Genomic DNA, 26,787 nt, shown 5'->3' with positions numbered 1-26,787 from the left:
CGCTCCCAATGCTCGCGTCGAACGCACTCGCCCGTCTGTTTTGATCGACTCAATGGGCAGCCGCGATCGCCACCAACGCCGCATCGATCGCTGCCGCCGCGCTCGCATCCGCAGGCATGTCATTGGCATAGGCCGCGAAGATCAACGTCCGCCCGCTCGCCGCCGTCATATAGCCCGACAGCGCATTGGCCGCGTTCAACGTGCCGGTCTTTGCCGATAGCCTGCCCGCCAGGGACGTGCCCACGAAGCGATGCGCCAGCGTTCCATCGGTGGCGGCGACCGGCAAGGTCGCACGCCACCCCTCGCCCCAGGGCTGTGCCGTGGCCCAGCGCAACAAGGCCACCGTCGCGCGCGGCGTGACGCGGTTATAATTCGACATGCCCGCCCCATCGGCGAAGTCATAGGCGGCTCTCGCGACGCCCGCGCGGGCAAGCATCGCCTCGACCACGGCATGGCCATCGGCGACCGAACCGCTCGCTGCCAATCGCCGGAGCAGCAGCTCGCCATGCAGGTTCTGGCTCAGCTTGTTCGTCCGCGCCACATCCTCGGACAAAGGCCCTGGGATCAGCCGGGCCAGCACCGCGGGCTCAGGGGCCTTGGCAATGACAGCCGTTCCCCGAGCGGCAGGATCGTCGGCGCGAGCGGGCGGCCGATGCCGCACAGCAATCTGCCCCGTCACCTTCACCCCCGCCGCGCGCAGAAGCTGGGCGAAACGCCATGCGGCATGGTGCGCCGGGTCGTCGAGCCCGAGCGACAGGGTGACAGGGTCGCTCCCGGCCGCAAGACTACCGGAGAGGCGCAGGCGATCGTCACCCGGCATTCGCTCGACCCAAAGCGTCCGCGCGCTACCGCTAGCGCCGGTCGTCGCCGCGTTGTCGATCCGATAATAGCCGTCGCCCGTCACCACCGGCGGCGCACCGGGCCCTGCCGGCGTCACGGTAATCTTTACGACATTGTCATCCAGCGTCAGTGCCGAAATGCCGGTGCCATAGGCACTGTCCATGTTGTTCCAGCTCATGCCCTGCGGCCAGCGTTCGTCGGGAAAGGCCGTGTCGTCGCCGACGACGTCGCCCACTATCTTCGTCTGCGAGGCGACCACCGTCGCCAGGGTAACCAGGCAATCCACCCGGCAATCTTTCGCGGAGGATAGCCGGGCATCGCCATGGCCCGACAGGATTACGGCAGGCCTTTCGCGCCCTTCCAGGCGAACCGTCGCTCCGCCAGCCCTATCAGGATCATGGGTTTCGAGCGTCGCAAGGGCAGCAGCGGTGGTGAACAGCTTCGTGTTGGATGCGGGGAGGAAGCGTTCGTCGGGCCGTAGCGCGACGATCTCCTGTCCATTGGAATCGACCACGAGCAGCCCGATCCGCGTACCCTCCGGAGCCTTGGCCAGTGCCTCCACGACGGCGGGTGGAGGCGCAGGCAGGGTATGGGCCTGGCTCGCCAGGAGCAGCAGCGCCGTCCAGATCATCTGCGCTCAATCTCTTCGCTCAGGAGGGTCAGGAACTCGGCGGCCAGCATCGATGGTGGTCGATCGAGCAAGTGGATGGCGTGAACGTCGAACGTCACCGAGGGCCGCAGGGGGCGCATCGACAACCCCCGTCCCATCGCCGCAGCCGCCGTGAAATTGTCGACGATCGCCATGCCGACCCCCGCCTGCACGAGCGCCGCCGCGATATAGAAGGTGCGCGCCGCCACCACCTCGTCCAGAACCAGGCCTTGCCGATCGAGCTCGTCGCCGAGTAGTTTGCCGATCGGCCCGCTGCCCTTCATCGAGATGATCGGTTGCCCGACCAGTTGCGACAGGTCGATCCGTGCAGGGGCGTCGGGCATGGTCTGTTCGCGGTACAGCACGACCAGTTCCCCCTCACCCAGCCAGCTTCGCGACAGGGCGACGCCCCGCGGCGGCTCGCTGGCGATCGCGATATCGCTTTCGCGCTCGTACAATTTGCGAAGCAGATCGTCGTGATGAACCGTCTGAAGATCGAAGTGGACCTCAGGCCGGCGCTTCAGGAAGCGTGCGACCGCATCGGGGAGAACGCCGAGGCCCAGGCTGGGCAGGGCCGAGATGCGCAGGGTCGTTCCGGCACCCACGCGCAAGTTGCGTCCCGCCTCACGCAAGGCCCGGACCCGGTCCTGAATGTCGGCGACGTCCGCGAACAGCGCATGCGCGTCCTCAGTCGGCAGCAATCGGCCATTGGATCGCTGGAACAAGTCGAACCCCAAAAGGCTCTCGGCATGGCGAAGCGTCTTCGACACCGAGGGCTGCGACACGTTGAGCGCCCGGGCGGCGGCCGATACCGAGCCGTTGACATACACCGCGTGGAAGATTTCGATATGACGCAGGTTCATGGCACGGAGCCTAGCGCCTGCCGACCTATTCGACCACCGGCGCGCGGAAGCGCGCCGTATCCAGCGCACCCTCGCTGCGCGCGACGATCGTCGTGACTGCCAGGTTGGCCGAGGCGGACGGCACGGTCCGCGTCATGTCGAGCAACCGGTCGAACGGCAGGACAAGCCCGATCACCAGTGCGGTCTGTTCGGTACTCACCCCCACCGCCGACAACATGGCCGCCAGCATGAACAGCGAGGCGGACGGCACCGGTGCGGTTCCGAACGCCGCCAGCGCGCCGGTCAGCAGCATCGTAACCAGCATCGTCACGTCGGGGACGATGCCGAGCGCCTGCAATGCGAACTGGCCGAGTAGTCCGACATACATGGCGGTGCCGTCCTTGCCGATCGACGCGCCCAGTGGAAGGACGGTGGAGGCCACCGCGCGGCCAACGCCCAGATTGTCCTGTGCGACCCGCAGCGCGACGGGCAGCGTCGCCGAGGACGATGCGGTCGAAAAGGCGACGACCAGCGCATCGACGATGCCCCGGAAGAATCGAACCACCGGCAGACGGGCGACAAAGCGGATCAGCGCGGCATGGATTACCAGCATCTGGACCAATGAGGCGAGCACCACGGCCAACGCCAGCCAGCCGACATGGACGAACACACCCGTGCCGTTCACCGCCACCGCCTGGGCGATCAACGCGAGCACGCCGAAGGGCGTCACCTCCATTACGACGCGAACGACCTGCAAAAGAACGGCCGAAAGGCCCTGCAACTGCGCGACGACCGGCCGCCCCGCCTCTCCCGCCAGGATAGTCCCCGTTCCCAGCAATATGGCCACGAAGATGATCGCGAGCATATCGCCCCGGACGAGCGCCTCCAGCATGTTGAGCGGCACGATCGACAGCAATTGCTCGGCCGGGGTGACCGCAGGCCCCAACGGATGCGGAACGACATCGCCGAGCGGCATGGCGACGCCCGGCCGCAATATCAGCCCCGCCGCCATGCCGATCGACACGGCGACCAGCGTGGTCGCGGCGAACAGTCCCACGGTGCGCACCCCGATCGATCCCAGCCGACTCGGATCGCCCAGGGTCGCGATCCCCGCCGCGATGGTCACCAGCACGACCGGTACCACCAGCATCTTAATGAGCCGAACGAACAGCTCGCCAACCAGTCGGATCGCACCCGCCCCTTCGGGCCAGAACAGCCCGATGACGACGCCCAGGACCAATCCTCCCACCACCCGTTGCCAAAGAGGAATGGCGAACCAGCCCCGAATCAGGCGCAAGCGGGCGTTCCCCAAAAGCCGGGGTTCGGCGGCGCCAATATGCCGCCGTCATCCCGGACGCCGCCTGCACGATCCTGTGCCAGCCACAGCGGCCCGTCGAGATCGACGAACGCCGCGCCGTTCGCCACCAACATCGCCGGTGCGATCCCCAGCGACGAACACACCATGCACCCCACCATCAGTCCGAACCCCCGTTCCCGCGCCGCCGCCGCAAGCGCCAATGCTTCGGTCAAGCCGCCCGTCTTGTCGAGCTTGACGTTGACATGGCTGTACCGCCCCGCCAGCCGATCGAGATCGGCGCGGGTGTGCAAGGCTTCGTCGGCACAGATGGGGAAGGCCCCGGTCAAGTCGGCCAGCCCATCGTCCGCATCGGCGGGCACGGGTTGTTCGAGCAGGTCGACCCGCTGGGCGCGTAGCAGGGGCAAAAGTTCGACGATGTCCTCCAGCCGCCAACTTTCATTGGGGTCGACGATCAGCCGGGGCGCGGGCGCGGCGGCGCGCACGGCGGCAATCTGACCGGCCGCATCCTCGCGGTTTACCTTGATTTTCAGCAGCGGCACCTGCGCAACCTTCTTCGCAATGGCGGCCATTGCGTCTGGCGTATCGATGCCGATCGTGATCGCAGAAGGCAGCGCGGCAGCTGGGGGGACCCCCGCCAACGCCGCGACGCTGGTACCCAAAAGCCGCGCCTCCAGATCCCAGAGCGCGCAATCCACCGCGTTGCGTGCGGCACCGGCGGGCATCGCGGCGGCTAGGTCCGCACGCGTCCCGCCGCCCTCGATCACCCCCCGTACCGCCTCGATCTCAGCGATCGCGCCTTCGATCGTCTCGCCGTAACGGGCATAGGGGACTCCCTCTCCCCACCCCCGAACGCACCCATCCGTGATCGTCACCGACACGACATCGGCGGCGGTCTTCACACCCCGCGCGATGCGGAACGGCGAACTCAGCGGGAAGCGGTCGTGACGAGCGGCGAGGACGCGGCGCATCTTGTCTCCAGCAGAAGGTCCATGATCGCATCCGATCCGAAGCGATAGGGATCGGTGCAGGGCAGCCCCAGAGCATCCTCGGTCTCGCGGCACATCCGGCGGGCCGTCACCTCATCAAACCTGGCGGTGTTGAGCGCCACCCCAACCGCACGCACTGACGGGCTGGTCAATCGTGCGACACGGATATTCGCCTCCAGGCACTCGGCCAGACCGGGCATCGGAAAGTGCGGCAACCCGCGCATATGCGGACGCAGCGGATCGTGGCACAACAGGAGGGCCGCCGGTTGTGCACCATGGAGCAGGCCCGTGGATACGCCCGCAAAGGCCGGGTGCAACAGCGAGCCCTGCCCTTCGATCAAATCCCAGCCTTCATCGTCGCGCCCCGGCGCCAACGTCTCGATCGCACCGGCGATAAAGTCGGCCACCACGGCGTCGAGCGGCACGCCCTCTCCCGCGATCAGGATGCCGGTCTGGCCGGTCGCGCGGAAATCGGCGGTGACGCCACGCGCGCGCAAGCCGTCGCGCAGGCATAGCGTGGCGTACATCTTGCCCACCGAACAGTCGGTGCCGACGGTCAGCAGCCTATTGCCCGGACGCCTGCGCCCATTGCCCACCGGCAGCGTCGCGGGCGCATCCCTGACGTCGAACAGTGCGACCCCCGCCGCTTCCGCCGCCGCGACCAGTTCCGGTACGTCGCGCAAACGCTCATGCAGGCCGCAGGCGACGTTCAAGCCAGCGCGGATCGCGGCGAGCGCATCGCCGATCATCCATTGCGGAAAGCGCCCGCCCGGATTGGCGATACCCAGCACCAGCGTATGAGCGCCCGCCGCCCGCGCCGCCATGGCATCCATGCGAGGCAAACCGAGCGTGAAGGGGCAATCGTCATGCCGCCATTCCCCGACGCAATCGTCGCCGCGAAAGGTGGCCAGGCCACGCGAGGTCTTCAGGCCGATCTCGTCATCGGAATGACCGAGATAAAGGAGGTAGGGTGCCGGAATGGTCATGATGTCGCCATGATAGAAGCGCGGTGACGAGCGCCGCCAATCGCGCTCGCATCACCACCTATAACGTCCGGCTATTGGTCGCAGCCGGCTGGCCGGGGACGGAGCAGCGCCCGCCCCGCAGCGACACCCGTCGCCGCACCATCGGTCAGCGCGCGCCTGCCGTTGACGAAGAGCGCCACCACTCCGACGCTGGTTTCGCGCGGATGCAGATAATCGGCGCGCGGCGCATAGCTTTTGGGGTCCAGCACCAAGACATCGGCATAATAGCCGGTACGCAGATAGCCGCGTCGCGCTATGCGATACATGTCGGCGGTCGCCCCGGTCGAGCGACGGATGAAATCGGCGAGGGTGATCACCTTACGCTCGACGACATAGGTTCGGTATAGCCGGGGAAAAGTCGCATATTGGCGGGGATGCCCGTCCGAGCCGTCCGACGACGTGACGACCCAAGGCTGCTTCATGATCAGGTCGACATCGCGTTCCGCCATGTTGAAGCTCGCGACGTCGGTCCCCGCCGGACCGGTACCGGTCGCGTTGGGGGTACGCACGATGCGGATAGCCGCATCGACCGGGGTGAGCCCCCATTGCGTCGCCATCTGTGCCAGCGTCCTGCCGGTCCAGGGCTGCCCCTGTGCCGTCAACAACAGTGAATCCGGGCCACCGCGCCGCCGCAGATTCTCCGCCATCTCCGTCTTGATCCGCGCAAGCGTCGCGGCGTCGTCGAACCGTGCGAGCAGCTTCGCATAGCCGCCATCCATCGCCCAGCCCGGCACCAGGGCTGCGTCGACGCTCGATCCCGAAGCCAGCCAGGGATATTGATCGGCCGTGACGACCTGCCCCGCGCGCCGCGCCGCCTCGATCGTCGCGATCAGCGCCGGGGCCTGCCCCTGCACATCGACTCCCAGCGCCTTCAGATGCGCGAAATGAACCGGCGTGCCCGCACGGCGGCCGATCTCGATCGCCTCGCGGGTGGAGCCGAGAAGACCGATCGAATAGTTGGATTCGTCACGCTGGTGCGTGTCGTACATCCCGCCACGCATGCCCGCTTCCCCCGCCACCGCCGCCACTTCGTCGGTGCGTGCGAAGCTTTGCGGCGTGTAGAACAGCCCGGTCGACAGGCCATAGGCGCCCTCGCACATCCCCTTGGCGGCGAGGCGCTTTTCCTCCGCCAGTTCGGCCGGTGTCGGCGCGCGCGCATCCTCGCCCAGTACCTGCGTGCGGATCGCGCCGAAGCCCACGAACGGCACGATGTTGGTGCCGATCCCGCTGGCCTCCAGCGAATGCGCATCCTTCGCGACCTCGAACGTGCCATAACCATCGACGCCGATCACCACCGTCGAGACGCCCTGCGTCAACCATGGGAGGTTCAGACGCGCATTGGGATCGGGCGAGCGGATATAGCTGTCGGGATGGGTGTGCGCGTCGATCAGGCCCGGTGCGACGATCATCCCCCGCGCGTCGATCACCTCTCTACCCCGCGCGCCACGCGTGGGCCCGACATAGACGATATGGTCGCCGCGCAGTTCGACGTCACCGACAAAGGGGGGCGCTTCCGCTCCGGTATAGACGGTGCCGCCACGGATGACGGCATCGGCTGGCGGTTCGCTCGCGGCGGTGGCGACCCACCAGACAAGGGCGATCGGGACAAGACGCTTCATCGGGGGGTCCTTTCCGGGCGTAAATGGGTGGTGGCCGCCGCAGCGGCATCGACCGCCGCCCGGCTGAACGGCATGGGCAGCATCTTTCCCGCGATCCACGGCCCGGCCTGATCGTCGCGATGGAGAGAGCGCGGGTCGTTGGACTGACCCGGCAGATTGAGCATGACCGAGCGATCCCAGTCGCCGACATCGATCACCTGGAGATAACTGGCGCCGCCGCCAACCCGCCAATCGGGTCCATTGCCCAGCCAACGCGCCATCACCGTAAAGCCGTCCCCGCCCGAACCGCCCACCTCGATCGGGGGAAAAGCAGCGGCGATGGCCGGGATGCGCGCGAGCGGATGGGCGATCCGGACGCGGTGGAGCCGATCCCAGCGCCAAGCCGCCGGATCGCTGCCGAGCAGCTTGACCGCTTCCGACCAGCCATCGGCAAGCGCCGCATCGATCAGGTCGGGCCGGTCGGCGGCGACGCGCAGGAGTTCGGGCAGCTCGATCGCCGGGATCAGGCCGCGGGCACGCTCCGGCACCAGCGCGGCGGTCATCTTGGCGTTCAGATCGCGCAGCACGATTTGGTACAGCGCCGCCGCGCCGCTCCCACCCTCGATGCGCGCGTCCCAGCGTGCCAGCATCGCGACGGCGGCGGTGGCGCCCGGCGAGGGCTGGCGGGGCAGCATCGCCTGAAAGCGTTGCGCGGGCAGCGACAGCGTATCATGCTGCAACGCGACGCTATCCGCGATGCTGTGCCGAGCCTGCTTCGTCAGCACATCGGCAATCCGATCGTAGCGCGCCGGGCTGCGGAACGAGAAGGCGGGGCTTCGCTCGACGGGCCAGCCGGATGGCAGATTGTCCTGATTGGCAGAGGCGAACCACCCGGACGGCGGATCATAGGCACCGGGCAAGGCCCGAAAGTCCCGCATCCCCGTCCAGTCGTAGCGGCCATCGCCCGGTACCGGCAGCAGACCATGACCGCGCTTGCGCTGCGGCCAGAAGCCGATCGCCTGCCATCCATGATGGCCACGCACATCGGCATAGTGAAAATTGGTCGGCGACGGGTGCAGCTTGAATGCCTCGCGCAGGCTTTCCCAATCCTGCGCGAGGTTGATCGCCACCATCGCGAAGGCGCCCGACCCGCCGGGCTGCATCTCCACCGACGCCAGCACGGTCGCACGCGATCGCGTCGGGTCATGGGAGATGACCGGGCCCTGGACGGCATAGCGCAGACGCACACGGTGCGGGCCCGCGTCCTTGACGGGGATCGCGACTTCGACCGCCGCGAACCGCTTCCAGCGGCCGTCATGCCGATAGCGTTCGGGATCGGACGGATCGAGTTCGAGGACGAACAGATCCTCCTGATCGATATGGAAATTGGTGCGGCCGAAGGCGAAGCGATCGGTATGCCCCTGCATGATGCCTGGCAGCCCCGGCGCCCCGCCCCCGATCACGTCCAGTCCCGGCGCGGTAAGATGCGCCACATGGCGCGGCCCGAACCCGCCGATGCCGAGATGCGGGTCGTTGGCCAGGATCGGTCGCCCCGTCACGGTCCGACTGCCTGCCACCGTCCAGGCATTGGAACCGGCATTGGCGGCGTTCAACCATTCATCCGGGTCTTGCGTCGGGGTTTCCCGCCCGAAAGGTAGTGGGCCAAGCCCCAGCACGCCCAGATCCGCTTCGCCGACCTGCGCCGGGTCGAGGCCCTCCGGCACGCTAAGCGGAATGGTCGGTCGGAGCGGTGAAACCAGTCTGTCGAGATCGAGCAATCCCAGCGCGGCCAATTGGGCACGGCGTATCTCATCGTCCACATTGCCCATTCCGCCCCCTCGCGCCAGCACAAGATCGCGGACGTCCCAGCGAAGCGGCACGACGCCCAGGATGCGATATTCGAGTGGCAACAGGGTCGCATCGCGCTCGACCTCTGCGATCCGCGCATTGATCCCTGCGACATAGCCCCGGACGCATTCCAGCACCGCATGTGGCACCCGCGCGAGTTCTGCATCGAGGTCGCCGCGATAGTGGAATAGCCGCGCCGCGGCGTCATGATCCGCAAAATCCGCGCCGAATGCTTCGGCCATCCGCCCCATTTCCCGCCGGTGCGCAAAATCGATCTGGAACAGCCGGTCGCGTGCCACGACATAACCCTGGCCGAAAAAGGCGTCCGCCTTGGTCGCTGCGCGAATATGGGGCACGCCCCAGCGGTCGTCGATGATCTCGATCGGCTGCGACAACCCGCGAACCCTCGCATGGGTCGTCGCGGTCGATGACCGGGCCGATCCACGCCAGGGCGCAAGCGCGCCGAACGCCGCGGCGCCGAGCAGGAATGTACGGCGAGAGACCATGGTTTCCCCTTGTCAGGCCATCCCATGATGCGTCGACGCAATGTCGGCGGCGCACTGGTCAATGGGGTGGCCGGAGCCGAAGCATAGGGCGACGCGGAGGGCACGCAATGGCACCATAATCTCAGGCTATGGCTGACCGAACGATCGTTAGCCCCTGAGCCCTTGACCCTGGTCATACGTCACCTGCACCATCTCCGCCGCACGGATCAGCGACAAGACCATGACCGGCCGCAGGAGGATTTCGCTCGAGAGATCGTGAATAGGGGGATTGTAGATGACCAACGGATCATGGCGACGGCTGATGCAGACCGGCGCCGGGCTGACTGCCTTGTCTATGGCGTTGGCGGCCCCAGCGCTCGCGCAGACGGCCCCCGCGATCGGGGATACGCATCAGGCGCAGAGTGATGCCGAGGACATCGCCCCGGACGACATCATGGTCACCGGCACGCGGATCGTGCGCAACGGCTTCCAGTCCCCCACGCCGCTGACCGTGGCGACGCAGGAAGACATCCTCAACACATCGCCCACCAATAATCTGGCCGACTTCGTCAACCAATTGCCCGCGCTCGCCGGGTCAACGCGCCCGTCCAACTCGCGACTGGCGATCAGTTCGGGGATTGCGGGGATCAACGCACTCAACCTGCGGGGGCTGGGTGAAATCCGGACCCTCGTGTTGCTCGATGGCCGTCGAACCGTCGGATCAAGCGTCACCGGGCTGGTCGATATCAACACCTTTCCTCAGGCGCTGGTAAAGAGCGTCGAGATCGTCACCGGCGGCGCCTCCGCCGCCTATGGCTCGGACGCCGTCGCCGGCGTCGTCAACTTCGTGCTCGACAAAAAGTATCAGGGCATCAAGCTCTCCGCCGACAATGGCATTACCGAACGCGGCGACGGGGCCAATTACTCGTTCAGCGTCGCCGCTGGTACGGCCTTTGGCCATGACGATCGCGGCCATATCCTGTTGAGCGGCGAATGGGCGCATCGCGACGGCATATTCCAGGTGGACCGCGAGTGGAACGCCCGCGGCGTGGTTCGCATGACCAACCCCAATTACACGAATACCAATGGCCAGCCGCAATATCTGATCCGCCAGCCGGTCGGCGTTGCCAACACCACCCCAGGCGGGATCATTCTGAATTCCAGCGGCGGCGTGGCGAACCGACTGCGCGGCATCTATTTCGGCCAGGGAGGGTCGGCGAACCAGTTCCAATATGGTGCGCTGACCTTCCCCGCGCTGGGGGGAACGACGGCGCCCTCGCTGACCAATGGCGGGGACTGGCGGATCAACGATCAGGGCCGCAATATCGGCCTGGACGCCGATGACGACCGACGGGGCGTGTTCGGCCGGCTCAGCTACGAGATCGCGAATGGCGTGACGCTGTTCGGCGAAGCGTCGTACAACTGGCAGAAGACCCTGTTCAACGCGGGGCCGCAATCGACCACCGCCATCACCCTCACCGCCGCCAATCCCTATCTCCAGGCCGCGCTCGCCAATGCGGTCTCCTCCGGGCTCATCACCGCGGCGGAGCGCGCCGCCGTCACGTCCGTAACGGTCGGCAGCACGGCGGTCGACCTGCCCTATCGCAAGAACAACAGCAGCCGCGACGTGCAGCGCTATGCGATCGGTGCGGAGGGCGATTTCCAGGCGTTCGGCCGGAAAGCCGTCTGGAACATCTACGGCCAATATGGCGAGACGAACGCGCACGAGCAATTGCGCGACATCATGAATACGGCGAACATGGCGGCCGCCACCGATGTGGTCGCCGCGCCAGCGGGCAATGCGTTGGGCGTACCGGCGGGGACGGTCGTGTGCCGATCCTCGCTGACCGCGCCGACCAATGGTTGCGTCCCGCTCAACCGGCTGGGTATCGGCGTCGCCAATGCGGCGGCGATCGACTATGTGCTGGGTGATCCCTATCGCGACCAGACGCTGAAGCAGACGGTCGCGGGTGCCAATCTTTCCCTGACGCCGTTCGCGACCTGGGCAGGCGAAGTCAGCGTGGCGGTGGGCGGCGAGTATCGTCGGGAATCGGTGTCGGGCTTCGTACCCAGCCAGTTCCAGACCGGCTGGTCCGTCGGCAATTTCCTACCCACCTTCGGCAGTTACCACGTCAAGGAAGCCTATCTCGAAACGGTGGTGCCGCTGGGCCTGGGGCTGGAGTTCAACGGCGCGGTACGTGGCACCGACTATTCCACCTCCGGCTATGTCACGACATGGAAAGTTGGTGCGACCTGGCAACCAATTCCCGATATCCGCTTCCGCGCCACCCGCTCGCGCGACATACGTGCGCCCAATCTGAGCGAACTCTACCAGTCGGGCACGTCGCGGACCAACACGCTGACCGATCCCGCGACGGGGCGTACCACCGTGACCTTCCGCGAGCTGACGACCGGCAACCCCAATCTGCGTCCCGAAAAGGCCGATTCGGTGTCCGTCGGCGTCGTGCTCCAGCCCCGGTTCCTGCCCGGCTTCTCGGCCTCGGTCGATGGCTTCAACATCAAAATGAAGGACGCGATCGGGCAATTCTTCGCGCAGGACATCATCAACCGCTGCTACGAAGGGCGCACCCAGTTCTGCGCCGCCTATGGCCCCGATCCGACGGGCGACCGCGAGTTGTACTTCCGTGCCAGCCCCTTCAACTTCGCACGGCAATGGGTACGCGGCATCGACTTCGATGCCAGCTATCGCGTGTCGCTCGATCAGATTTTCCAGCGCGCGCCCGGTGAAGTGACGCTCCACGGCCTGGCAACCCGCTATATCCACAATATCACCGACAGCGGCGTGCCCAATGTCGTGCCAGTCGACATCGTCGGTCAGTTGAGTGGCACCAGCCCGCCCAAGTGGATCTATCGCGTCAATCTGGGCTATGACAACGACCATTTCTCCGTGACCGGGACGGCACGGGGTGTCAGCAGCGGCACCTATGGCAACAATTACATCGTATGCAACGGCAATTGCCCCACCGGGCGACCGGCCGCGACCGTCTCGCAATTCCCGACGATCGACAACAACTCAATCTCGGGGGCCATGTATCTCGACCTGAACCTGACCGCCAAGATCCGAACCGGCGGCGGGGCGCGCGGCGAGTTGTTCGTCAACGTCACCAATCTGCTCGACCGCGATCCCATCCTGCTGCCCGAAACCGGACTTGCGGCGAACAGCACCTATTCGGATCTGCTCGGCCGAGCCTTTCGGGTCGGCATCCGGTTCCAGACGCGATGAGCCAGGCCAATGGATGTGGCACCGCCACATAATCGTGGGTGATCCGTCGTCGCCCCGATCGGGTGCCGCGGCGCTGGCTTGGCGATCGGCGTACAAAGGCTGGCCGCAAGAAAGGTAAAGCTCGTGGGTGCCAGCGGACCGGTGACGATTGCAGACGACGAATGGGGCGTGCCGCATATTCGGGCTGAATCGATACCGGACGCCTTTTTCGGACAAGGCTATGTCGTCGCGCGCGACCGGCTGTTCCAGATCGACCTGCAGTTCCGCCGCGATCTCGGTCGGCTGGCGGAGGTATTCGGGCCGCGCTTCGTTCCCCATGATCACGCGGCCCGCCTGCTCCACTTCCGGGGCGACATCGCGGCGGAACTGGATGCGCTTCCAGCGGAGGTCGTCGCCTGTGCCCGCTCCTATGTCGCCGGGATCAACGCCTGGATCGCCGAGATCGAGGCCGATCCGGCGCGGCTGCCCCGCGAATATGAAGCGTTGGGGCTGACCCCACTCCGTTGGGACATCGCCGATCTGGTGCGCATCCGCAGCGGCGATATGGGCAGGCCCGATGACGAGATACGGCGAGCGCAGCTAGCGGCGCGCGGGATGCTCGACCTCGACCAGCTGGTCCAGCCACTCGCCTGGGACTGGCGGCCATCGATTCCGGAGGGCCTCGACCTGGCGGCGGTGTCGGAGGCCGATCTGGGCATCCTTGGCAAGACGGACGGCCCGCTTCCGTGGAGCGACGCGGTGCTGGCCCAATATGAACCGATACATGATCGGCTCGACCGGGACGCGCATGGCAGCAATGCCTGGACGATTTCCGCCGAGCGTTCCGCCACCGGTCGGCCGATCCTCGCCAACGACCCCCATCTCGCCATTGGTGGCTTCTCACCACGCCACCTCGCCCATCTGACCGCACCCGGCTTCGACGTGATCGGTGCCGGAAGCCCGGGCATGCCCGGCATCATGCAGGGCCATAGCGACCATTATGCGTTCGGCCGGACCAATTCGCATATCGATCAGGAAGACCTGTTCGTCCTGGAATTGAAACCCGACGATCCCGAAGCCTATCGCCATCAAGGCCGATGGAAACGGTTCGAGAGCGTCACCGAGACGATCAGGGTGAAGGACGCGCCCGATACGCACATCACGATCCGCCATGCCGCGCATGGCCCCGTGCTTTCGCACGATCCCGCGCTAGGGCGCGCGACGGCAATGGCGTCGGTGTCGCTACGTCCGGGCGCCAATATGAGCTTCGCGATCATCGCGCTCAATCTGGCGAAAAATTGGGAAGAGCTCGCCCAGGCCGCGCTGCTCCATGTCGCTCCGACCAACCTCCATTACGCCGACCGCGACGGCAATACCGGCTGGCGCATGCTGGGCCATGTGCCGATCCGCGCCCATCACGACGGACTGCTGCCGGTGCCGGGTGACGGCCGCTATGACTGGCAAGGCATCGTGCCGACATCGGACATGCCGTCCGTCCTCAATCCGGCAGCCGGCTGGTTCGCATCGGCCAACCAGTTCAATCTTCCCGACGACTGGGCCCCTGGCAAGCGCGTGAGCAGCTTCATCTGGAACGCGCCTTATCGATACGCGCGCATTGCCGAGGTTCTCGGAAAGCCGGGTCAGCACGGTCCAGCCGATAGCGTCGCCCTGCAACATGACGATCTGTCGCTGCCGGCGTGCGCGTTCTTGGCGTTGTTGCCTGAGCGGCTGGCGGGCCCCGCAATGCTCGCCGCCGCGATGTTACGCGGCTGGGACGGTCGACTGGGGGCGGACAGCGCAGAGGCCGCTCTGTTCGAGATGGTCTGGATCGAACTGGGCAAGATATTCCTGGCAGCGATCGTGCCGGATACGGCACGGGACCTTGTCACCTCGGTCGATCCCCGACCGATGCTCGCCTTGCTGGCCCAACCCGACGCGCGCTTCGGCCCCGATCCAGAGACGGCGCGCGATGCGATACTCGCCGCCGCGCTCGCCAAGGGATGGGAAGCCGCGACGCGGAGGTTCGGTACCGACCCGGCCGGGTGGCGCTGGGGTGACGCGCACCGCGTCGTCCTGAGCCACCCTCTCGCCACCCTGCCGCCGATCGCCGCCATGGTCCCTGCCATTGAGGCCGGACAATCGGGCGGGGATGCCTTCACCGTGATGGCACGGGGTTATGTCGCGGCGCGCGATTGCCATGTCAGCCACGGAGCCAGTTTTCTGATCGTCTGCGATGTCGGCCAGTGGGATGATTCGCTCGTCCTTGCCCTTCCCGGCCAGCCCCTCGACCCCCGCTCGCCCCATTATCGCGACAGCTATGCGGCCTGGGTCGCGGGACAGGCGCGGCGCTTTCCCTTTAGTCGGCAGGCCGTGGACGCCCATATCTGCCAGGTCACGGAGCTGCGACCATGAGAATTGCTGGCAACCGGCTGATGCGGAACGTCGTTCTGGCTGTCGGGCTCACGGCTTCGACCGCGCCGGCCCTACCCTCTCCCGTTGCCGCCGCTGCTGCGCACGGGCCGCGCCTGGACGCCGCGCTCGACGAAGTGCAGGCCTGGGTGGGCAAGGCGTTCCCCGGAGCGGTGGTCGCGGTAGGCCTGCATGGGCGGCTGGTCGCGCTTAGGAGCTTCGGCTGGATGTCCTCCGCTGCCAATGCCCCGCCCATGCCCCGCGACGCCATTTTCGACCTCGCGTCGCTTACCAAGGTGGTCGGGACGACGACGGCGGCGGAGATACTCCATGGTCGAGGCTTGCTCGATCTCGACCGCCCGGTGATCGACTATCTTCCCGCCTTTGCCGGAACCCCAGGGCATGAGCGGATCACGATACGCCATCTGCTCAGCCATAGCTCCGGCCTGTTCACCTCCGACCTCCTCTGGCAGCACGGCCGCAACCGACAAGAGTTGCTCGCGCTGATCGACCATATGCCGGTCGCCTGGGAGCCGGGCACGCATTATCAGTATCGCGATGAGAATCTGATCCTGCTGGGCGAGATCATCGAACACATCACCGAACAGCCGCTCGACCGCTTCGTGCATGACGCGGTCTTTCGGCCGCTCGGCATGAACGACACCGGCTATAACCCGCCAGCCAGTCGGATCGCGCGTATTCCGCCGACGGAACAGGATGATGTCTGGCGTCACAGGCTGGTGCGGGGCGAAGTGCATGACGAGAATGCGTACATGCTCGGCGGCGTGGCGGGCCATGCCGGGCTGTTCTCCACCGCGCGCGATCTAGCAAGGCTGGCCCAACTCTATCTCGATCAAGGCCGTCATGCGGGCCGACAGATCGTGACGCCGAGCAGCCTGGCCGCTTTCACCACGCGCCAGTCTGTCCCGCCGGGCAGTTCACGCGCACTGGGATGGGACATGCCGGACGCGTCAGGCGGCTTTGCCGGCCCCCTCGCCTCGCCCGAAGCGCTGATGCACACCGGCTTTACCGGGACGTCCATCTACATCGATCGATCCCGCGATGCGTTCATCATCCTGCTGACCAACCGGGTGAACCCCAGCCGGAACAATAAGCGGATCACCGACGCCCGGATCGCGATCCACACCGCTTTGCTGTCCGCCATCCTGAAGGGCAGCGCAAGCGACGCGGATTGCCAGAGCCCAAAGGACCAGCGGCGCAATCGGCACCCCCGTCGTCATGGCAACCGGCCGTGCGATCAGCGGTAACGTATAGGCGGACGCCAAAACAATCTTGTCCCATGGCCCGAATCCTCGCCGCAGGCCTTGGGAGAACAGCCACGCGACCGGAATCGCACCAAGCGTCAGATCATAATCGAGGAGGAACGGGCTCATCAGCAACGTCGTGACAACCGCCAACGCGCCCGCTGCTTCGCGCGACACCCTCGCAATCCGCGTGACGAACGCTAGCAATAGCACGGCCCCGATCGCACCTGCCATCTGCCCGGCAAAGGCAAGCCAGACGGGTCCATGCAAGACGCGCAGGGCAGCGTAGAGGCTGACCATCTTGGCGGGATCGACAAGTCCCTGTTCCAGAATGGCATGACCTATCGGCGCGGCTTTGACGAAGGCGTCCCATGTTTCCGGCCCGAACGCGACCGTCGCCGTCAGACACAGTGCGCCAAACGTTATCAGCGCACCGCCGATCACCCGCCACTGTGCCCCTGCCATCATGACCACCGGCAGCGCCAACGCCAGTTGCGGCTTGATGACCAGCGCACCGAGCAACAATCCCGCCAGCCATGGCCGCCGCCCCGCCAGCCATAATCCGCTACCCAGCAGGGCACCGGTGAGAAAGCCGTTCTGACCATGGCCCAGGTTGATCCACACGGCCGGAAAGGCGGCAATGGTCATCAGCATGCCGCGATGCGGGGCGAGCCATAGCCGTACTGCCGACAGATAGAGCCTACCCGTCAGGACCAGCCAAAACGCCAACGCTCCGACATAGGGGAGCATCCCGAAAGGGAGGCAAACGAGCAGGAACGGCGGCGGATAGAGGAAGGAGGATAGGCCCGGATCGGTTGGCACCGAGATCCGCTCCATCGCTCCAATGCTGGCGAGGTCCCACGCGGCCTCCGGCGTCCCCGTCAGGGCCAATCGAGCCGCCGACCAGAAAGCAAGAAAGTCGGTCCCAGGTGGTTTGCCAAAAGGATTGAGGCCGTGGTGTCCGAGCAGAACCCAGCTAACGCCGGACGTCAGCCCTATCAGCGCGAAAATGAGCCGATAGCCCCGCGCCCGCTCCGGTCCGAACCAGGGCGCCTCCCTGAGAATTTTGAGCAGGCGGGCGCGCATAAGTAACCCTGCCCCCTGCCCGCTTATTTTATCGTTAAAGCGTATGGCGTATGAACCAACACAGGAAGGTTCGGGCACCGCGACGCGCAGTTCGGTCAAATCCCCGAAAGGGCGGGCCAGCCTGCATCCTGCACGCTTCACGCCCGCGCCGTATTCTATGGATTGAAAGGTGGGTGGATCAGCCGAACGCCAACTCGCCCGCGACGATCGCCATGGCATGGTCGACGAAGCGCGCCTTCTCGCCCACCGGCGCGACGTAACGAAGTGCCTCGCGCGCCAGTTCGGGCTCGCCTCCGCGCGCGATCAGCCATGCGGCGAGATAGGGCGCGGCAAGACAACCGCCCGCCGTCGCGACATTGCCATGAGCGGCGAACGGGGCGTCGATAACGGTGACACCGGCCTCCACCACCCATGGCTTGGTGGTGAGGTCGGTGCAGGCGGGCAGATCGCCAATCAGGCCGAGCTTGGCCAGCAGCAGCGTCCCTGAACATTGCGCCGCGATCAACTGCCGCGTTGGATCGAGACTAAGCCGGGCCAGCATCGCCGGATCGTCGGCGATTTCCCGCGTACGGATGCCGCTGCCGATCAGCACCGCATCCGCCTCCTTGAGGAATTCGAGCGGCCGTTGACGATGGACCGTGACGCCGTTCAACGACGTCACCGTCTCGGTCGGCGCCGTAATATGCGCAGCCCACCCATGCGGGCGCAGCCGGTTGATGATCGCGGCGGCGACGAACGAATCCAGTTCGTTGAAGCCATCGAAGGTGAGGAGAGCAACCTGCATCACCCTTGCGTCCGCCCGGAGAACAGCGTCCGCGTCGCCCCGGCGACCCAGACCTGCCCGGCCTCGTCCTGCGAAACATGGATGCGCCCGCTCCGCCCGAGGCGCGTGCCCTGCGCGGCGACATAGCTGCCGCTGGCCCGACCGCTGGCGAACAGCCACTGACCGACCGAGGCGTTGAGGCTGCCGGTCACCGGGTCCTCAATCAGCCCGCCATGCGCGTCGGTGAAGAGCGCGCGCAGTTCGAACGCGACCTCGCTGCCGGGCGAGTGCGGGCCGACGATGCCGATGTCGATATGCTCGGGGTGATGCCGCGCCGGCTCGACCGCCAGCACCGCCTCCGCCGATTCCAGCATGACCGCGATCCAGCCTGGGCCATTGTCCGCCCAGGCGGCATCGACGATCGCTCCACGGTCGATCCGCAGCAACTCCGCGACCTGTGCGATCTCCGCCTCGGTTGGCGTCCCCCCGCGCAGCAGCGGCGGGGCGGCAAAGGCAAGCCGATCGCCGTCGCGCCGGATCGTCACCAGTCCCACGCCGCATTCCTGCACGATCACGCCGTTCTGCTTCGGCTGTCCGCCCGCTTCGGCCCATGCATGCGCGCTCCCCAAGGTCGGGTGCCCGGCGAAGGGCAGTTCGTGCGCCATGGTGAAAATACGCACGCGATAGTCGGCCGATGGATCGGTCGGAGGCAGCAGGAACGTCGTCTCCGAAAAGTTCAGCCAGCTTGCGATCGCCTGCATCTCATCCGTCGTCAGGTCATCGGCATCGGCGATGACGGCCAGCGGGTTGCCGGTCAGCGGATCGGTGCCGAATACATCGACGAGGCGAAAGGGGCGGGTCACGGGCATCTCCTGTTGATGATGACTGGTCCTATCGCGGAGCGACTGGCGCTGACAGATACACATCAGTACAATCATGCCGAACTGTATTGGTGAGATTAGCAGTACGATGGCGACCGTCTCCGAGGAAACCCGCACCGGCATGGTTGTCCGCGCGATCCGCGACCGGATCGACGCCCGCACGCTGACGCCGGGCGCCCGGCTGCCGTCGATCCGCGCGATGGCCGAGAGGAGCGGCGTTGCGCGCTCGACGGTGGTGGAAGCCTATGATCGCCTCGCCGCCGAGGGGGTGATCCGGTCGCGACCGGGATCGGGCTTCTATGTCGCCGCCCCCTTGGCCCCGCTGGCGTTGGATCGGCTGGCGAGTACGAAGGAGCGCGAGGTCGATCCACTCTGGATGCTGCGCCAGTCGCTGGGCGAGCGGCGCCATGAATTGATGCCGGGATGCGGCTGGCTGCCCGATGACTGGCTGGCGGGCGACGCACTGCGCAAGGCGATGCGTGGGGCCGCGCGATCGGACGATGACGGCACGCTGGCAGGTTATGCTTCGCCTTTGGGTTCGCCCCCGCTCCGGGCGTTGCTGGCGAGGCGGATGGCGGACCAGGGTATCGAAGCTGGCCCCGACCAAATCCTGCTGACTGACAGCGGCACCCATGCGCTCGATCTCGTGTGCCGCTTCCTGCTTCAACCGGGCGATACCGTGCTGGTCGACGACCCGTGCTATTTCAACTTCCTGGCGCTTCTGCGGGCGCACCGCGCCAAGGTCGTGGGCGTGCCGATGACACCGACCGGGCCCGACGTCACCGCCTTCGCCGAGGCCGCTGCGACTCATCGGCCGCGCTTCTATCTGACGAATTCAGGCGTCCATAACCCGACTGGCGCATCACTCGCCGCCGCCGCCGCGCATCGGCTACTCAAGATTGCCGAAGCGCATGACATGGTGATCATCGAGGACGATATCTTCGCCGACTTCGAGCACACGCCGTCACCGCGTCTGGCGGCTTTCGACGGGCTTGACCGGACGATCCGCATTGGCAGCTTCTCGAAATCGCTGTCGGCGGCGGTGCGCTGCGGCCATATCGCGGCGCGACCCGACTGGATCGAAGGGTTGGCCGACCTACGCATCGCAACGTCGATGGCGGGCAGTCCGCTCGCCGCCAACCTGCTCCACGCGGTGCTGACCGATGGCAGCTATCGGCGTCACGTCGACGGCGTTCGTACTCGGCTGGCCCGAGCGACGGCCCGTGTCGCGAAACGCCTGCGGGCTATCGGGATCGAGCGGTGGACAGATCCGGCGGCGGGCATCTTCCTCTGGGCGCGATTGCCGGATGGCGCCGACGCCGTCGATCTAGCCCGCCGCGCCATCGCCCAAGGCATTGTGCTCGCACCAGGGCCGGTGTTCAGCACCAGCGGCAGGTGGCGCGATCACATGCGGTTCAACGTCACGACGAGCGATGATGATCGGCTCTCCGCTTTTTTGCGATCAGACTTGCCCGCCTGCTGCTAGACGTGATTGGCTAGCCGCTCGGCCAGAAAGTCGACGAAAACCCGCACACGGGCGGGCATGGTAGAACCGCCAACGAAGACGGCGTGGATAAGCTCGACGTCGCCCGGGTTATAGTCCTCTAGCACCGGCACGAGCCGCCCGTCCGCGATCTCCGCCGCGACGCTGAATCGCCCGACCCGAGTGATACCAACCCCGGCGGCCGCAAGATGGCCGAGCGTCTCGCCGTTATTGGCGACGATGCCGCCTTCCACGGATAGCCAGAAATCCCTGCCGTCGCGGCGGAACGGCCAGGTTGGCTCGGCCCGACGAAAACTGAAGTTGAGGCAATTATGCCCGTGCAGATCCTCCGGAACCCGGGGCGTGCCAGCCCGCGCCAGATAGTCCGGCGACGCGACGATCACCCGCCGTCCCTCGGACAATTTGCGGGCGGTAAGTCCACTGTCGGCCAACGGCCCGAAGCGGATGGCGACATCTGCCTGCCCGCCAGCAATGTCGACCAGTGTATCCGTCAGCGACACGTCGATCAGGATGTTCGGATAAGCCCGCGCAAAGTCGCCGAGCAGGGGGACGACACACAACCGGCCATGCGCCAGAGCCGCACTGATCCGCAGCCGTCCGCGCGGTGCGCCCTGGTCGGCGATCTGCTGCTCGGCATCGTCGAGATCGGCGAGGATTCGCCGCGCTGCGAGCAGATAGGCCTGCCCCTCGGCGGTCAGCGTCAGCGCGCGGGTGGAGCGGAGCAGCAGCCGGACGCCCAGCCGCGCCTCGATCCGGTCGATCGCCCGCGCCACGGCTGATGGCGTCAGCCCGAGCGTGCGACCGGCGGCGGAGAAGCTGCCTTCCTCCACCACGCTCGCGAACAAGGCGAGCGACCGGGCGCGATCGTCATTGCCAGCTACCTTTGCGTCCAAGGCATAGATCCTTTGCATTGGCGGGCGGTTCCGCCGCGCTGCGTCACCGTTCATCTATGCGGCTGACAATGACATTCGCAAAGGAGGTGTCATGGAATATCGGCAACTAGGATCGTCCGGCCTGCGCGTTCCGGCCCTGTCGTTCGGCGCGGGGACCTTCGGCGGCAAGGGACCGCTGTTCAGCGCGTGGGGCACAAGCGACGCCACAGAGGCGCGGCGGCTGGTCGACATCTGCCTCGACGCGGGCGTGACGCTGTTCGACACCGCCGACGTCTATTCGGATGGCGCGTCGGAACAGGTGCTGGGCGAAGCGATCAAGGGGCGGCGCGATGCCGTCCTCCTCTCGACCAAGACCGGCCTGCCGATGGGTGACGGCCCGCAGGATTGGGGCGCGTCGCGGGCGCGGCTGATCGGCGCGGTCGAGGCGGCGTTGCGGCGGCTCGACACCGACCGGATCGACCTGCTCCAGCTTCACGCCTTAGACGCGTCAACGCCGACCGAGGAGGTGATGGGCACGCTCGACCGGCTGATCGCCGACGGCAAGGTGCGCTATGCCGGCGTCTCCAACTATCCCGGCTGGCAGATCATGAAGGCGCAAGCGCTGGCCGATCGTCACGGCTGGCCGCGCCTCGTTGCGCACCAGGTCTATTACTCGCTGATCGGCCGTGCGTACGAATGGGATCTGATGCCGCTGGCGGCGGACCAGGGCGTCGGCGCGCTGGTCTGGAGCCCGCTCGGCTGGGGTCGGCTGACCGGCAAGATCGGGCGCGGACGGCCGATCCCGGCAGGCAGCCGGTTGCACGAAACCGCGCAGTTCGCGCCGCCGGTCTCGGACGACCATCTCTACCGCGTCGTCGATGCGCTGGAGGCGGTGGCGGCCGAAACGGGCAAGACGGTACCCCAGATCGCGATCAACTGGCTGCTGCGGCGACCGACCGTGTCGTCGGTCATCATCGGCGCGCGCGACGAGGCGCAATTGCGCGACAATCTCGGCGCGGTCGGCTGGGCGCTGACGCCCGGGCAGGTGGCCGCGCTTGATGCGGCGAGCGACGTGCTGCCGCCCTATCCGCACACCCCCTACCGGCAGCAGGAGGGTTTCGCCCGCCTCGCGCCGCCGATGGTTTGAGGGAGCCAGGATCATGAAATTCAACCTCGGATTGCTCGCACTGGCGGTCAGCGCCTTCGGCATCGGCGTGACCGAGTTCGCGCCGATGGGCATGTTGCCGGTGATCGCGGGCGACCTGCAGGTGTCGATCCCCGCCGCCGGGCTGCTGGTCAGCGCCTATGCGATGGGCGTGCTGATCGGCGCACCGCTGATGACGCTCACTACCGGGCGGATCGACCGGCGGACGCTGCTGATCGCTTTGATGGGCATCTTCACGCTCGGCAATGCACTGTCAGCGATGGCGGGCGGCTATTGGATGTTGATGGCGGCGCGGGTCGTCACTTCGTTCAACCATGGCGCGTTCTTCGGCGTCGGATCGGTGGTCGCCGCCAGCCTCGTGCCGCCGGACAAGCGCGCGGGCGCGGTGGCGGCGATGTTCACCGGGCTGACCGTCGCCACGATCGGCGGCGTGCCGGCGGCGACCTGGGTCAGCGAAGCGATCGGCTGGCGCACCGCCTTTGCCGGGATCGCGGGCGTCGGCGCGATCGCGATGCTGTCGCTGCGTCTCGCGCTGCCGCCGCTGCCCGCTGCCGACGGCGGCGACATGCGCGCCGAACTGCGCGTGTTGACGCGCGGGCCGGTGGTGATGGCGCTGGCGCTGACGGTGGTCGGGGCGAGTGCCATGTTCACCGTCTTCACCTATATCGTCCCGATCCTACGTGAGGAGACGCACGCGTCGACCGGCTTCGTGACGGCGATGCTGATGCTCTACGGCATCGGTCTGACGATCGGGAACACGCTCGGCGGCCGGCTGGCCGATCGGTCGATCGAGCGGACGCTGATCGGCAGCTTCGCGGTGCTGGCCACGGTGCTCATCGTGTTTGCGGGCGTGATGCAATGGCCATGGCCCGCCGCCATCGCGATCCTGGTCTGGGGCATCGCCAGCTTCGCGATCGTCCCGCCCTTGCAGATGCGGGTGATGGATGCGGCCTCCGACGCGCCGAACCTCGCTTCCGCAATGAATATCGGTGCGTTTAATCTCGGCAACGCGATCGGCGCGGCACTGGGCGGCGGCGTGATCGGTGTTGGCCTGGGACTGCCCATGGTGGCGCTGGCGGGCGCGGCGATGGCAGCGGCCGCGCTCGTGATGCTGCTGGCGCTCCGGCGTCAGCCCCATGCGGCGGCCTGCCCGGCCTGAAGAGCGGCCACGACATGGGCCAGCTTGTCCGGATTGCGGACGATGTAGATCGCCGCGATCCGGCCGTCACGGATGTCGAGCGCGGTAGTCTGGAGCACGCCGCCGCCCCCACGACTGACATAGCCGGGCAGCCCGTCGATCGTGGCAAAGCGGATCACTTCGACGGGCGCGTCGGGGTATTTGCGACGTAGCCCCATGAACAAGCGCTGCGCCTTTGCCAGACCCCGGATGATGTTGTGGAACGCGAGGACGCGCCCGCCGCCATCGGAATGGATGGCGACGTCCTCTGCCAGCAGGTCCGACAAGACACGCGCGTCGCCGTCCCGCGCAGCCGCGAAAAAGGCGCGAGTGATCCGGGCGGCTTCCTGCGCATCGACCGGATAGCGCGGCCGCGCCTCCGCGACATGCCGCCGGGCGCGGGAGGCGAGTTGCCGCACCGTTGCGGGCGCGCGGTCGAGCGTCCTGGCCACCTCGAGCAACGCGACGTCGAACACATCGTGGAGCAGGAAGGCGGCCCGTTCCAACGGCGACAGTCGCTCCATGGCCAGCATGAGCGTGACGGTCAGATCGTCGGCAACCTCGTCCGGATCGGTCGTGCCGAGCAGCGGCTCGGGCAACCATGTGCCGACATAGGTCTCCCGCCGCACCCGTGCCGACTTCAGGTGATCGAGGCAGAGCCGCGTGACGACACGCGTCAGCCATGCGGCGGGTGCCTCGACCTCTTCCACCCGCGACCAGCGCAACCAGGCGTCCTGCACCAGATCCTCCGCTTCGGCGAGCGAGCCGGTCATGCGATAGGCCAGCCGGACGAGCCGCGGCCGCTCCGCCTCGAACAGCGCGGCGTCAGGCATCGTCCATCGGATGCGCCACGCGGAAAGCCACCTGGAGGCGGTTCCAGGTGTTGATCGCCCCGATCGCCATGGTCAGCCACACTTGCTCCGCATCGGAAAATGCCGCCTTGAGCGCATCATAGTCCGCATCGGGCGCCCCCGTCTCGGGCAGCTGCGTCAACGCCTCCGCCCAGCCAAGTGCGGCCCGCTCGCGATCCGAATAGAGCGTCGATTCCCGCCATGCGCTTAGCATGTACAGGTGCATCTCGCTTTCACCATGACGGCGCAGATCGGTCGCATGCATATGCAGGCAGAAGGCGCAGCCGTTGATCTGCCACACGCGGAATTTCACCAGTTCGAGCAGCGTGTGGTCGAGGCCGCTTTTGGTGAAGCTTTGCTCCAGCGCCATCATGGCCTTGATCGCTTCCGGGGCCAGAGCGTGTGGGTTGGCGATACGGGGTGTCATGGTCGGTCTCCTTGGGTTCCGACACCATGACGAGACAGCGGGGACCAACGTGACATGCCGGTCCAGGATTTTCGCCCGCTGCCCCGCTACGCTAGATCGCGTAGCCGCTTCCGCATCCGGGTCAGCGGTACGACGACGCCATCGACATGGGTATCGGAGCGCTCAACCGGCTCGTAACCGCAGGCTGCGTAGAGCGGTACGCCGCCCGCCGTGCCCATCAGTTCGACGGCGGCGAAACCCTCCGCCCGTGCTGCTTGCTCGCAGCGGTCGAGGATCATCCGGCCGATCCCGCGCCGGACATGGTCCGGGTGCGTGTACATGGCGCGGATGCGCGCGGCGTCCTTCGCCGGATCGAGCAACGCCGGGTCGCGCAACTCGGTGCTATGGTCGCCGCCATAGAGCGTCGCACGGCGGCTCCATCCGCCGCAGCCGACCGGCACGCCATGGCTCTCGACGACGAAGTACGTGCCGTCGCGCACCAATTGCGTGTCGAGTCCCATCACCGAGCGGCTGGCGACGATCTGTGCCGGTGTCAGCACCGCCGTCTGGCCGCGATCGATCGACAACGTCATCAGATCGCGCAGTGCCCCGAGGTCAACTTCGGTTGCAAGGCGGATTGTCAGGACGCCGGTCACGCCGCCAACTCCAGCCGCCAGGTCTCGCCCTGAAGTGGAACGCCGAATCGCTCATGCATCGCCGTCTCGACGCACGCGAAACCGTGCGCGGCATAGAGGCGGCGCGCGGACTCCAGCACGGTGTGGGTCCATAGCGTCACCGCGCGATAGCCCGTTTCCCGTGCGAAGGTGACGCAAGCGCCTACCAGCGTATCGCCGATGCCCCGGCGGCGGGCGAAGGGCTCGACATGCAGCAGCCGCAGCCGGGCGATATCGTCGCCCTCGTCGGTGACGAACACCGCGCCCGCCATCACCCCGTCGATCTCGGCGACCCAGCATTGCTCGCGCTCGGGATTGAAGTCGCGCAGGAACGCCGCGGTCACCTCGCTTTCGATCACCTCCAGTTCGCGACCCCAGCCATGGCTTTCGGCATAGAGGAGCGACTGGCGCGCCGCGATCAGCGCTGGCTCGCCGGTACGGAAGGGCCGGATGACGAACGGCCCACCCGATGCGGGATCGAGCATCAGTCTCGCACGCGTCAGTGCCTCGACCAGATCGCGCCGCCCCTGCCCTTCCACCGTGCCGAGCAGATCGCCGACGGCATGGCTCTGGCGGTGGTCGAGCGTGCCGAAGGCCTCACGTCCCGCCTCGGTCAGCCGCAGGTCACGCGCACGGGCGTCATTGTCGCGGCGCACGCGCACGATCCAGCCGCGCTTCTCGAAGCGTGCGACCAGGCGGCTGAGATAGCCCGCGTCCGTGCCCAGCGCGTCCTGCAACACGCTGGCGGTAACCGGCTCGCGCGTGGCGATCTCGAACAGCAAACGGGCTTCGGGCAGGCTCGCCTCAGTGCCCAGGAACCGTGCATCGAGCGCGCCGATCGTCTGGGTGTAGAAGCGGTTGAACCGGCGGATGGCGGTGACGTCTGCATCTTCCATGTCCGCCATGCTGGATCAGTTTAC

Annotated in this window: 20 protein-coding genes and 1 pseudogene; 6 read left to right on the top strand and 15 right to left on the bottom strand. The window is 66.7% G+C overall.

Features of this window, described 5'->3' with window-relative positions; translation table 11 throughout:
• Positions 1 to 49: 49 nt before the first annotated feature.
• The 7 genes from dacB to ACWPWT_RS16675 all read right to left on the bottom strand — a co-directional run bounded on the left by dacB (position 50) and on the right by ACWPWT_RS16675 (position 9,612).
• Positions 50 to 1,471, bottom strand: coding sequence for a D-alanyl-D-alanine carboxypeptidase/D-alanyl-D-alanine endopeptidase (gene dacB, locus ACWPWT_RS16705; RefSeq protein WP_454280629.1), 1,422 nt, complete (start codon positions 1,469 to 1,471; stop codon positions 50 to 52).
• Positions 1,468 to 2,352 carry a LysR family transcriptional regulator gene (locus ACWPWT_RS16700; RefSeq protein WP_454280627.1) on the bottom strand — a complete coding sequence of 295 codons (885 nt, stop codon included), beginning with the start codon at positions 2,350 to 2,352 and terminating at the stop codon, positions 1,468 to 1,470. Before ACWPWT_RS16700 ends, dacB begins: the two co-directional genes overlap by 4 nt.
• 25 nt (positions 2,353 to 2,377) lie before the next feature.
• Positions 2,378 to 3,628: a dicarboxylate/amino acid:cation symporter gene (locus ACWPWT_RS16695; protein WP_454280626.1), complete on the bottom strand. Its 1,251-nt coding sequence runs from the start codon at positions 3,626 to 3,628 to the stop codon at positions 2,378 to 2,380.
• A complete protein-coding gene (gene dgcA / locus ACWPWT_RS16690) occupies positions 3,619 to 4,617 on the bottom strand; it encodes an N-acetyl-D-Glu racemase DgcA (protein ID WP_454280625.1) in 999 nt (332 codons plus the stop codon). Before dgcA ends, ACWPWT_RS16695 begins: the two co-directional genes overlap by 10 nt.
• Positions 4,575 to 5,621 carry an N-acetyltransferase DgcN gene (gene dgcN / locus ACWPWT_RS16685; RefSeq protein ID WP_454280624.1) on the bottom strand — a complete coding sequence of 349 codons (1,047 nt, stop codon included), beginning with the start codon at positions 5,619 to 5,621 and terminating at the stop codon, positions 4,575 to 4,577. Before dgcN ends, dgcA begins: the two co-directional genes overlap by 43 nt.
• A gap of 71 nt (positions 5,622 to 5,692) precedes the next feature.
• Positions 5,693 to 7,279 carry an N-acyl-D-amino-acid deacylase family protein gene (locus ACWPWT_RS16680; protein WP_454280623.1) on the bottom strand — a complete coding sequence of 529 codons (1,587 nt, stop codon included), beginning with the start codon at positions 7,277 to 7,279 and terminating at the stop codon, positions 5,693 to 5,695.
• The gene (locus ACWPWT_RS16675) at positions 7,276 to 9,612 is read right to left on the bottom strand and encodes a penicillin acylase family protein (protein ID WP_454280622.1); all 2,337 of its coding nucleotides are present in this window, start codon (positions 9,610 to 9,612) and stop codon (positions 7,276 to 7,278) included. Before ACWPWT_RS16675 ends, ACWPWT_RS16680 begins: the two co-directional genes overlap by 4 nt.
• A 274-nt stretch (positions 9,613 to 9,886) precedes the next feature.
• On the opposite strand from ACWPWT_RS16675, the gene ACWPWT_RS16670 reads away from it, so the two are divergent.
• From ACWPWT_RS16670 to ACWPWT_RS16660, 3 genes are all read left to right on the top strand, one after another.
• Entirely contained in the window at positions 9,887 to 12,835 is a 2,949-nt protein-coding gene (locus tag ACWPWT_RS16670; RefSeq protein ID WP_454280621.1) for a TonB-dependent receptor plug domain-containing protein, read from the top strand.
• Between the two features lie 141 nt (positions 12,836 to 12,976).
• Positions 12,977 to 15,226: a penicillin acylase family protein gene (locus tag ACWPWT_RS16665; protein WP_454280620.1), complete on the top strand. Its 2,250-nt coding sequence runs from the start codon at positions 12,977 to 12,979 to the stop codon at positions 15,224 to 15,226.
• Complete coding sequence (locus tag ACWPWT_RS16660; protein ID WP_454280619.1) at positions 15,223 to 16,491, top strand: serine hydrolase domain-containing protein; 1,269 nt, start codon at positions 15,223 to 15,225, stop codon at positions 16,489 to 16,491. Before ACWPWT_RS16665 ends, ACWPWT_RS16660 begins: the two co-directional genes overlap by 4 nt.
• A 129-nt stretch (positions 16,492 to 16,620) precedes the next feature.
• Here ACWPWT_RS16660 and ACWPWT_RS16655 read toward each other — a convergent pair.
• From ACWPWT_RS16655 to ACWPWT_RS16645, 3 genes and pseudogenes are all read right to left on the bottom strand, one after another.
• Positions 16,621 to 17,325, bottom strand: a pseudogene (locus ACWPWT_RS16655) (glycosyltransferase family 87 protein); the annotation flags it as partial.
• 427 nt (positions 17,326 to 17,752) lie between these two features.
• Positions 17,753 to 18,358 carry a DJ-1/PfpI family protein gene (locus ACWPWT_RS16650; protein ID WP_454280618.1) on the bottom strand — a complete coding sequence of 202 codons (606 nt, stop codon included), beginning with the start codon at positions 18,356 to 18,358 and terminating at the stop codon, positions 17,753 to 17,755.
• Entirely contained in the window at positions 18,358 to 19,200 is an 843-nt protein-coding gene (locus ACWPWT_RS16645; RefSeq protein ID WP_454280617.1) for a PhzF family phenazine biosynthesis protein, read from the bottom strand. The genes ACWPWT_RS16650 and ACWPWT_RS16645 overlap by 1 nt, the downstream gene beginning before the upstream one ends.
• Positions 19,201 to 19,273: 73 nt before the next feature.
• Between ACWPWT_RS16645 and ACWPWT_RS16640 the strand changes: the two genes are divergently transcribed.
• On the top strand, positions 19,274 to 20,704 hold the full coding sequence (locus tag ACWPWT_RS16640) for an aminotransferase-like domain-containing protein (RefSeq protein ID WP_454280616.1): 1,431 nt from the start codon (positions 19,274 to 19,276) through the stop codon (positions 20,702 to 20,704).
• Here the strand turns inward: ACWPWT_RS16640 and ACWPWT_RS16635 are convergent.
• Positions 20,701 to 21,615, bottom strand: a complete 915-nt coding sequence (locus ACWPWT_RS16635) for a LysR family transcriptional regulator (protein WP_454280615.1) — start codon at positions 21,613 to 21,615, stop codon at positions 20,701 to 20,703. The two genes, ACWPWT_RS16640 and ACWPWT_RS16635, sit on opposite strands and share 4 nt — an antisense overlap.
• Positions 21,616 to 21,706: 91 nt before the next feature.
• Between ACWPWT_RS16635 and ACWPWT_RS16630 the strand changes: the two genes are divergently transcribed.
• Both ACWPWT_RS16630 and ACWPWT_RS16625 read left to right on the top strand, forming a co-directional pair.
• On the top strand, positions 21,707 to 22,741 hold the full coding sequence (locus ACWPWT_RS16630; RefSeq protein ID WP_454280614.1) for an aldo/keto reductase: 1,035 nt from the start codon (positions 21,707 to 21,709) through the stop codon (positions 22,739 to 22,741).
• Positions 22,742 to 22,754: 13 nt separating this feature from the next.
• Positions 22,755 to 23,918, top strand: a complete 1,164-nt coding sequence (locus ACWPWT_RS16625; protein WP_454280613.1) for an MFS transporter — start codon at positions 22,755 to 22,757, stop codon at positions 23,916 to 23,918.
• On the opposite strand, the gene ACWPWT_RS16620 is transcribed toward ACWPWT_RS16625, so the two are convergent.
• From ACWPWT_RS16620 to ACWPWT_RS16605, 4 genes are all read right to left on the bottom strand, one after another.
• Positions 23,888 to 24,769: a sigma-70 family RNA polymerase sigma factor gene (locus tag ACWPWT_RS16620; protein WP_454280612.1), complete on the bottom strand. Its 882-nt coding sequence runs from the start codon at positions 24,767 to 24,769 to the stop codon at positions 23,888 to 23,890. The genes ACWPWT_RS16625 and ACWPWT_RS16620 overlap by 31 nt on opposite strands.
• Complete coding sequence (locus ACWPWT_RS16615) at positions 24,762 to 25,214, bottom strand: carboxymuconolactone decarboxylase family protein (protein WP_454280611.1); 453 nt, start codon at positions 25,212 to 25,214, stop codon at positions 24,762 to 24,764. The genes ACWPWT_RS16620 and ACWPWT_RS16615 overlap by 8 nt, the downstream gene beginning before the upstream one ends.
• 86 nt (positions 25,215 to 25,300) lie before the next feature.
• Positions 25,301 to 25,849, bottom strand: a complete 549-nt coding sequence (locus ACWPWT_RS16610) for a GNAT family N-acetyltransferase (protein WP_454280610.1) — start codon at positions 25,847 to 25,849, stop codon at positions 25,301 to 25,303.
• Complete coding sequence (locus tag ACWPWT_RS16605) at positions 25,846 to 26,763, bottom strand: bifunctional helix-turn-helix transcriptional regulator/GNAT family N-acetyltransferase (RefSeq protein WP_454280990.1); 918 nt, start codon at positions 26,761 to 26,763, stop codon at positions 25,846 to 25,848. The genes ACWPWT_RS16610 and ACWPWT_RS16605 overlap by 4 nt, the downstream gene beginning before the upstream one ends.
• Positions 26,764 to 26,787 lie beyond the last annotated feature (24 nt).

The organism is Sphingomonas sp. Marseille-Q8236 (assembly GCF_965112005.1).
Note: the sequence above shows the minus strand (reverse complement) of the source record. Positions and strands in the feature narration are given on the sequence as shown.

Bases quoted from the DNA above. Each gene is read 5' to 3' on its own strand.
- dacB (WP_454280629.1), bottom strand. From the start codon at position 1,471: ATGATCTGGACGGCGCTGCTGCTCCTGGCGAGCCAGGCCCATACCCTG.
- ACWPWT_RS16700 (WP_454280627.1), bottom strand. From the start codon at position 2,352: ATGAACCTGCGTCATATCGAAATCTTCCACGCGGTGTATGTCAACGGC.
- dgcA (WP_454280625.1), bottom strand. From the start codon at position 4,617: ATGCGCCGCGTCCTCGCCGCTCGTCACGACCGCTTCCCGCTGAGTTCG.
- dgcN (WP_454280624.1), bottom strand. From the start codon at position 5,621: ATGACCATTCCGGCACCCTACCTCCTTTATCTCGGTCATTCCGATGAC.
- ACWPWT_RS16680 (WP_454280623.1), bottom strand. From the start codon at position 7,279: ATGAAGCGTCTTGTCCCGATCGCCCTTGTCTGGTGGGTCGCCACCGCC.
- ACWPWT_RS16675 (WP_454280622.1), bottom strand. From the start codon at position 9,612: ATGGTCTCTCGCCGTACATTCCTGCTCGGCGCCGCGGCGTTCGGCGCG.
- ACWPWT_RS16670 (WP_454280621.1), top strand. From the start codon at position 9,887: ATGACCAACGGATCATGGCGACGGCTGATGCAGACCGGCGCCGGGCTG.
- ACWPWT_RS16660 (WP_454280619.1), top strand. From the start codon at position 15,223: ATGAGAATTGCTGGCAACCGGCTGATGCGGAACGTCGTTCTGGCTGTC.
- ACWPWT_RS16650 (WP_454280618.1), bottom strand. From the start codon at position 18,358: ATGCAGGTTGCTCTCCTCACCTTCGATGGCTTCAACGAACTGGATTCG.
- ACWPWT_RS16640 (WP_454280616.1), top strand. From the start codon at position 19,274: ATGCCGAACTGTATTGGTGAGATTAGCAGTACGATGGCGACCGTCTCC.
- ACWPWT_RS16630 (WP_454280614.1), top strand. From the start codon at position 21,707: ATGGAATATCGGCAACTAGGATCGTCCGGCCTGCGCGTTCCGGCCCTG.
- ACWPWT_RS16625 (WP_454280613.1), top strand. From the start codon at position 22,755: ATGAAATTCAACCTCGGATTGCTCGCACTGGCGGTCAGCGCCTTCGGC.
- ACWPWT_RS16620 (WP_454280612.1), bottom strand. From the start codon at position 24,769: ATGCCTGACGCCGCGCTGTTCGAGGCGGAGCGGCCGCGGCTCGTCCGG.
- ACWPWT_RS16615 (WP_454280611.1), bottom strand. From the start codon at position 25,214: ATGACACCCCGTATCGCCAACCCACACGCTCTGGCCCCGGAAGCGATC.
- ACWPWT_RS16605 (WP_454280990.1), bottom strand. From the start codon at position 26,763: ATGGAAGATGCAGACGTCACCGCCATCCGCCGGTTCAACCGCTTCTAC.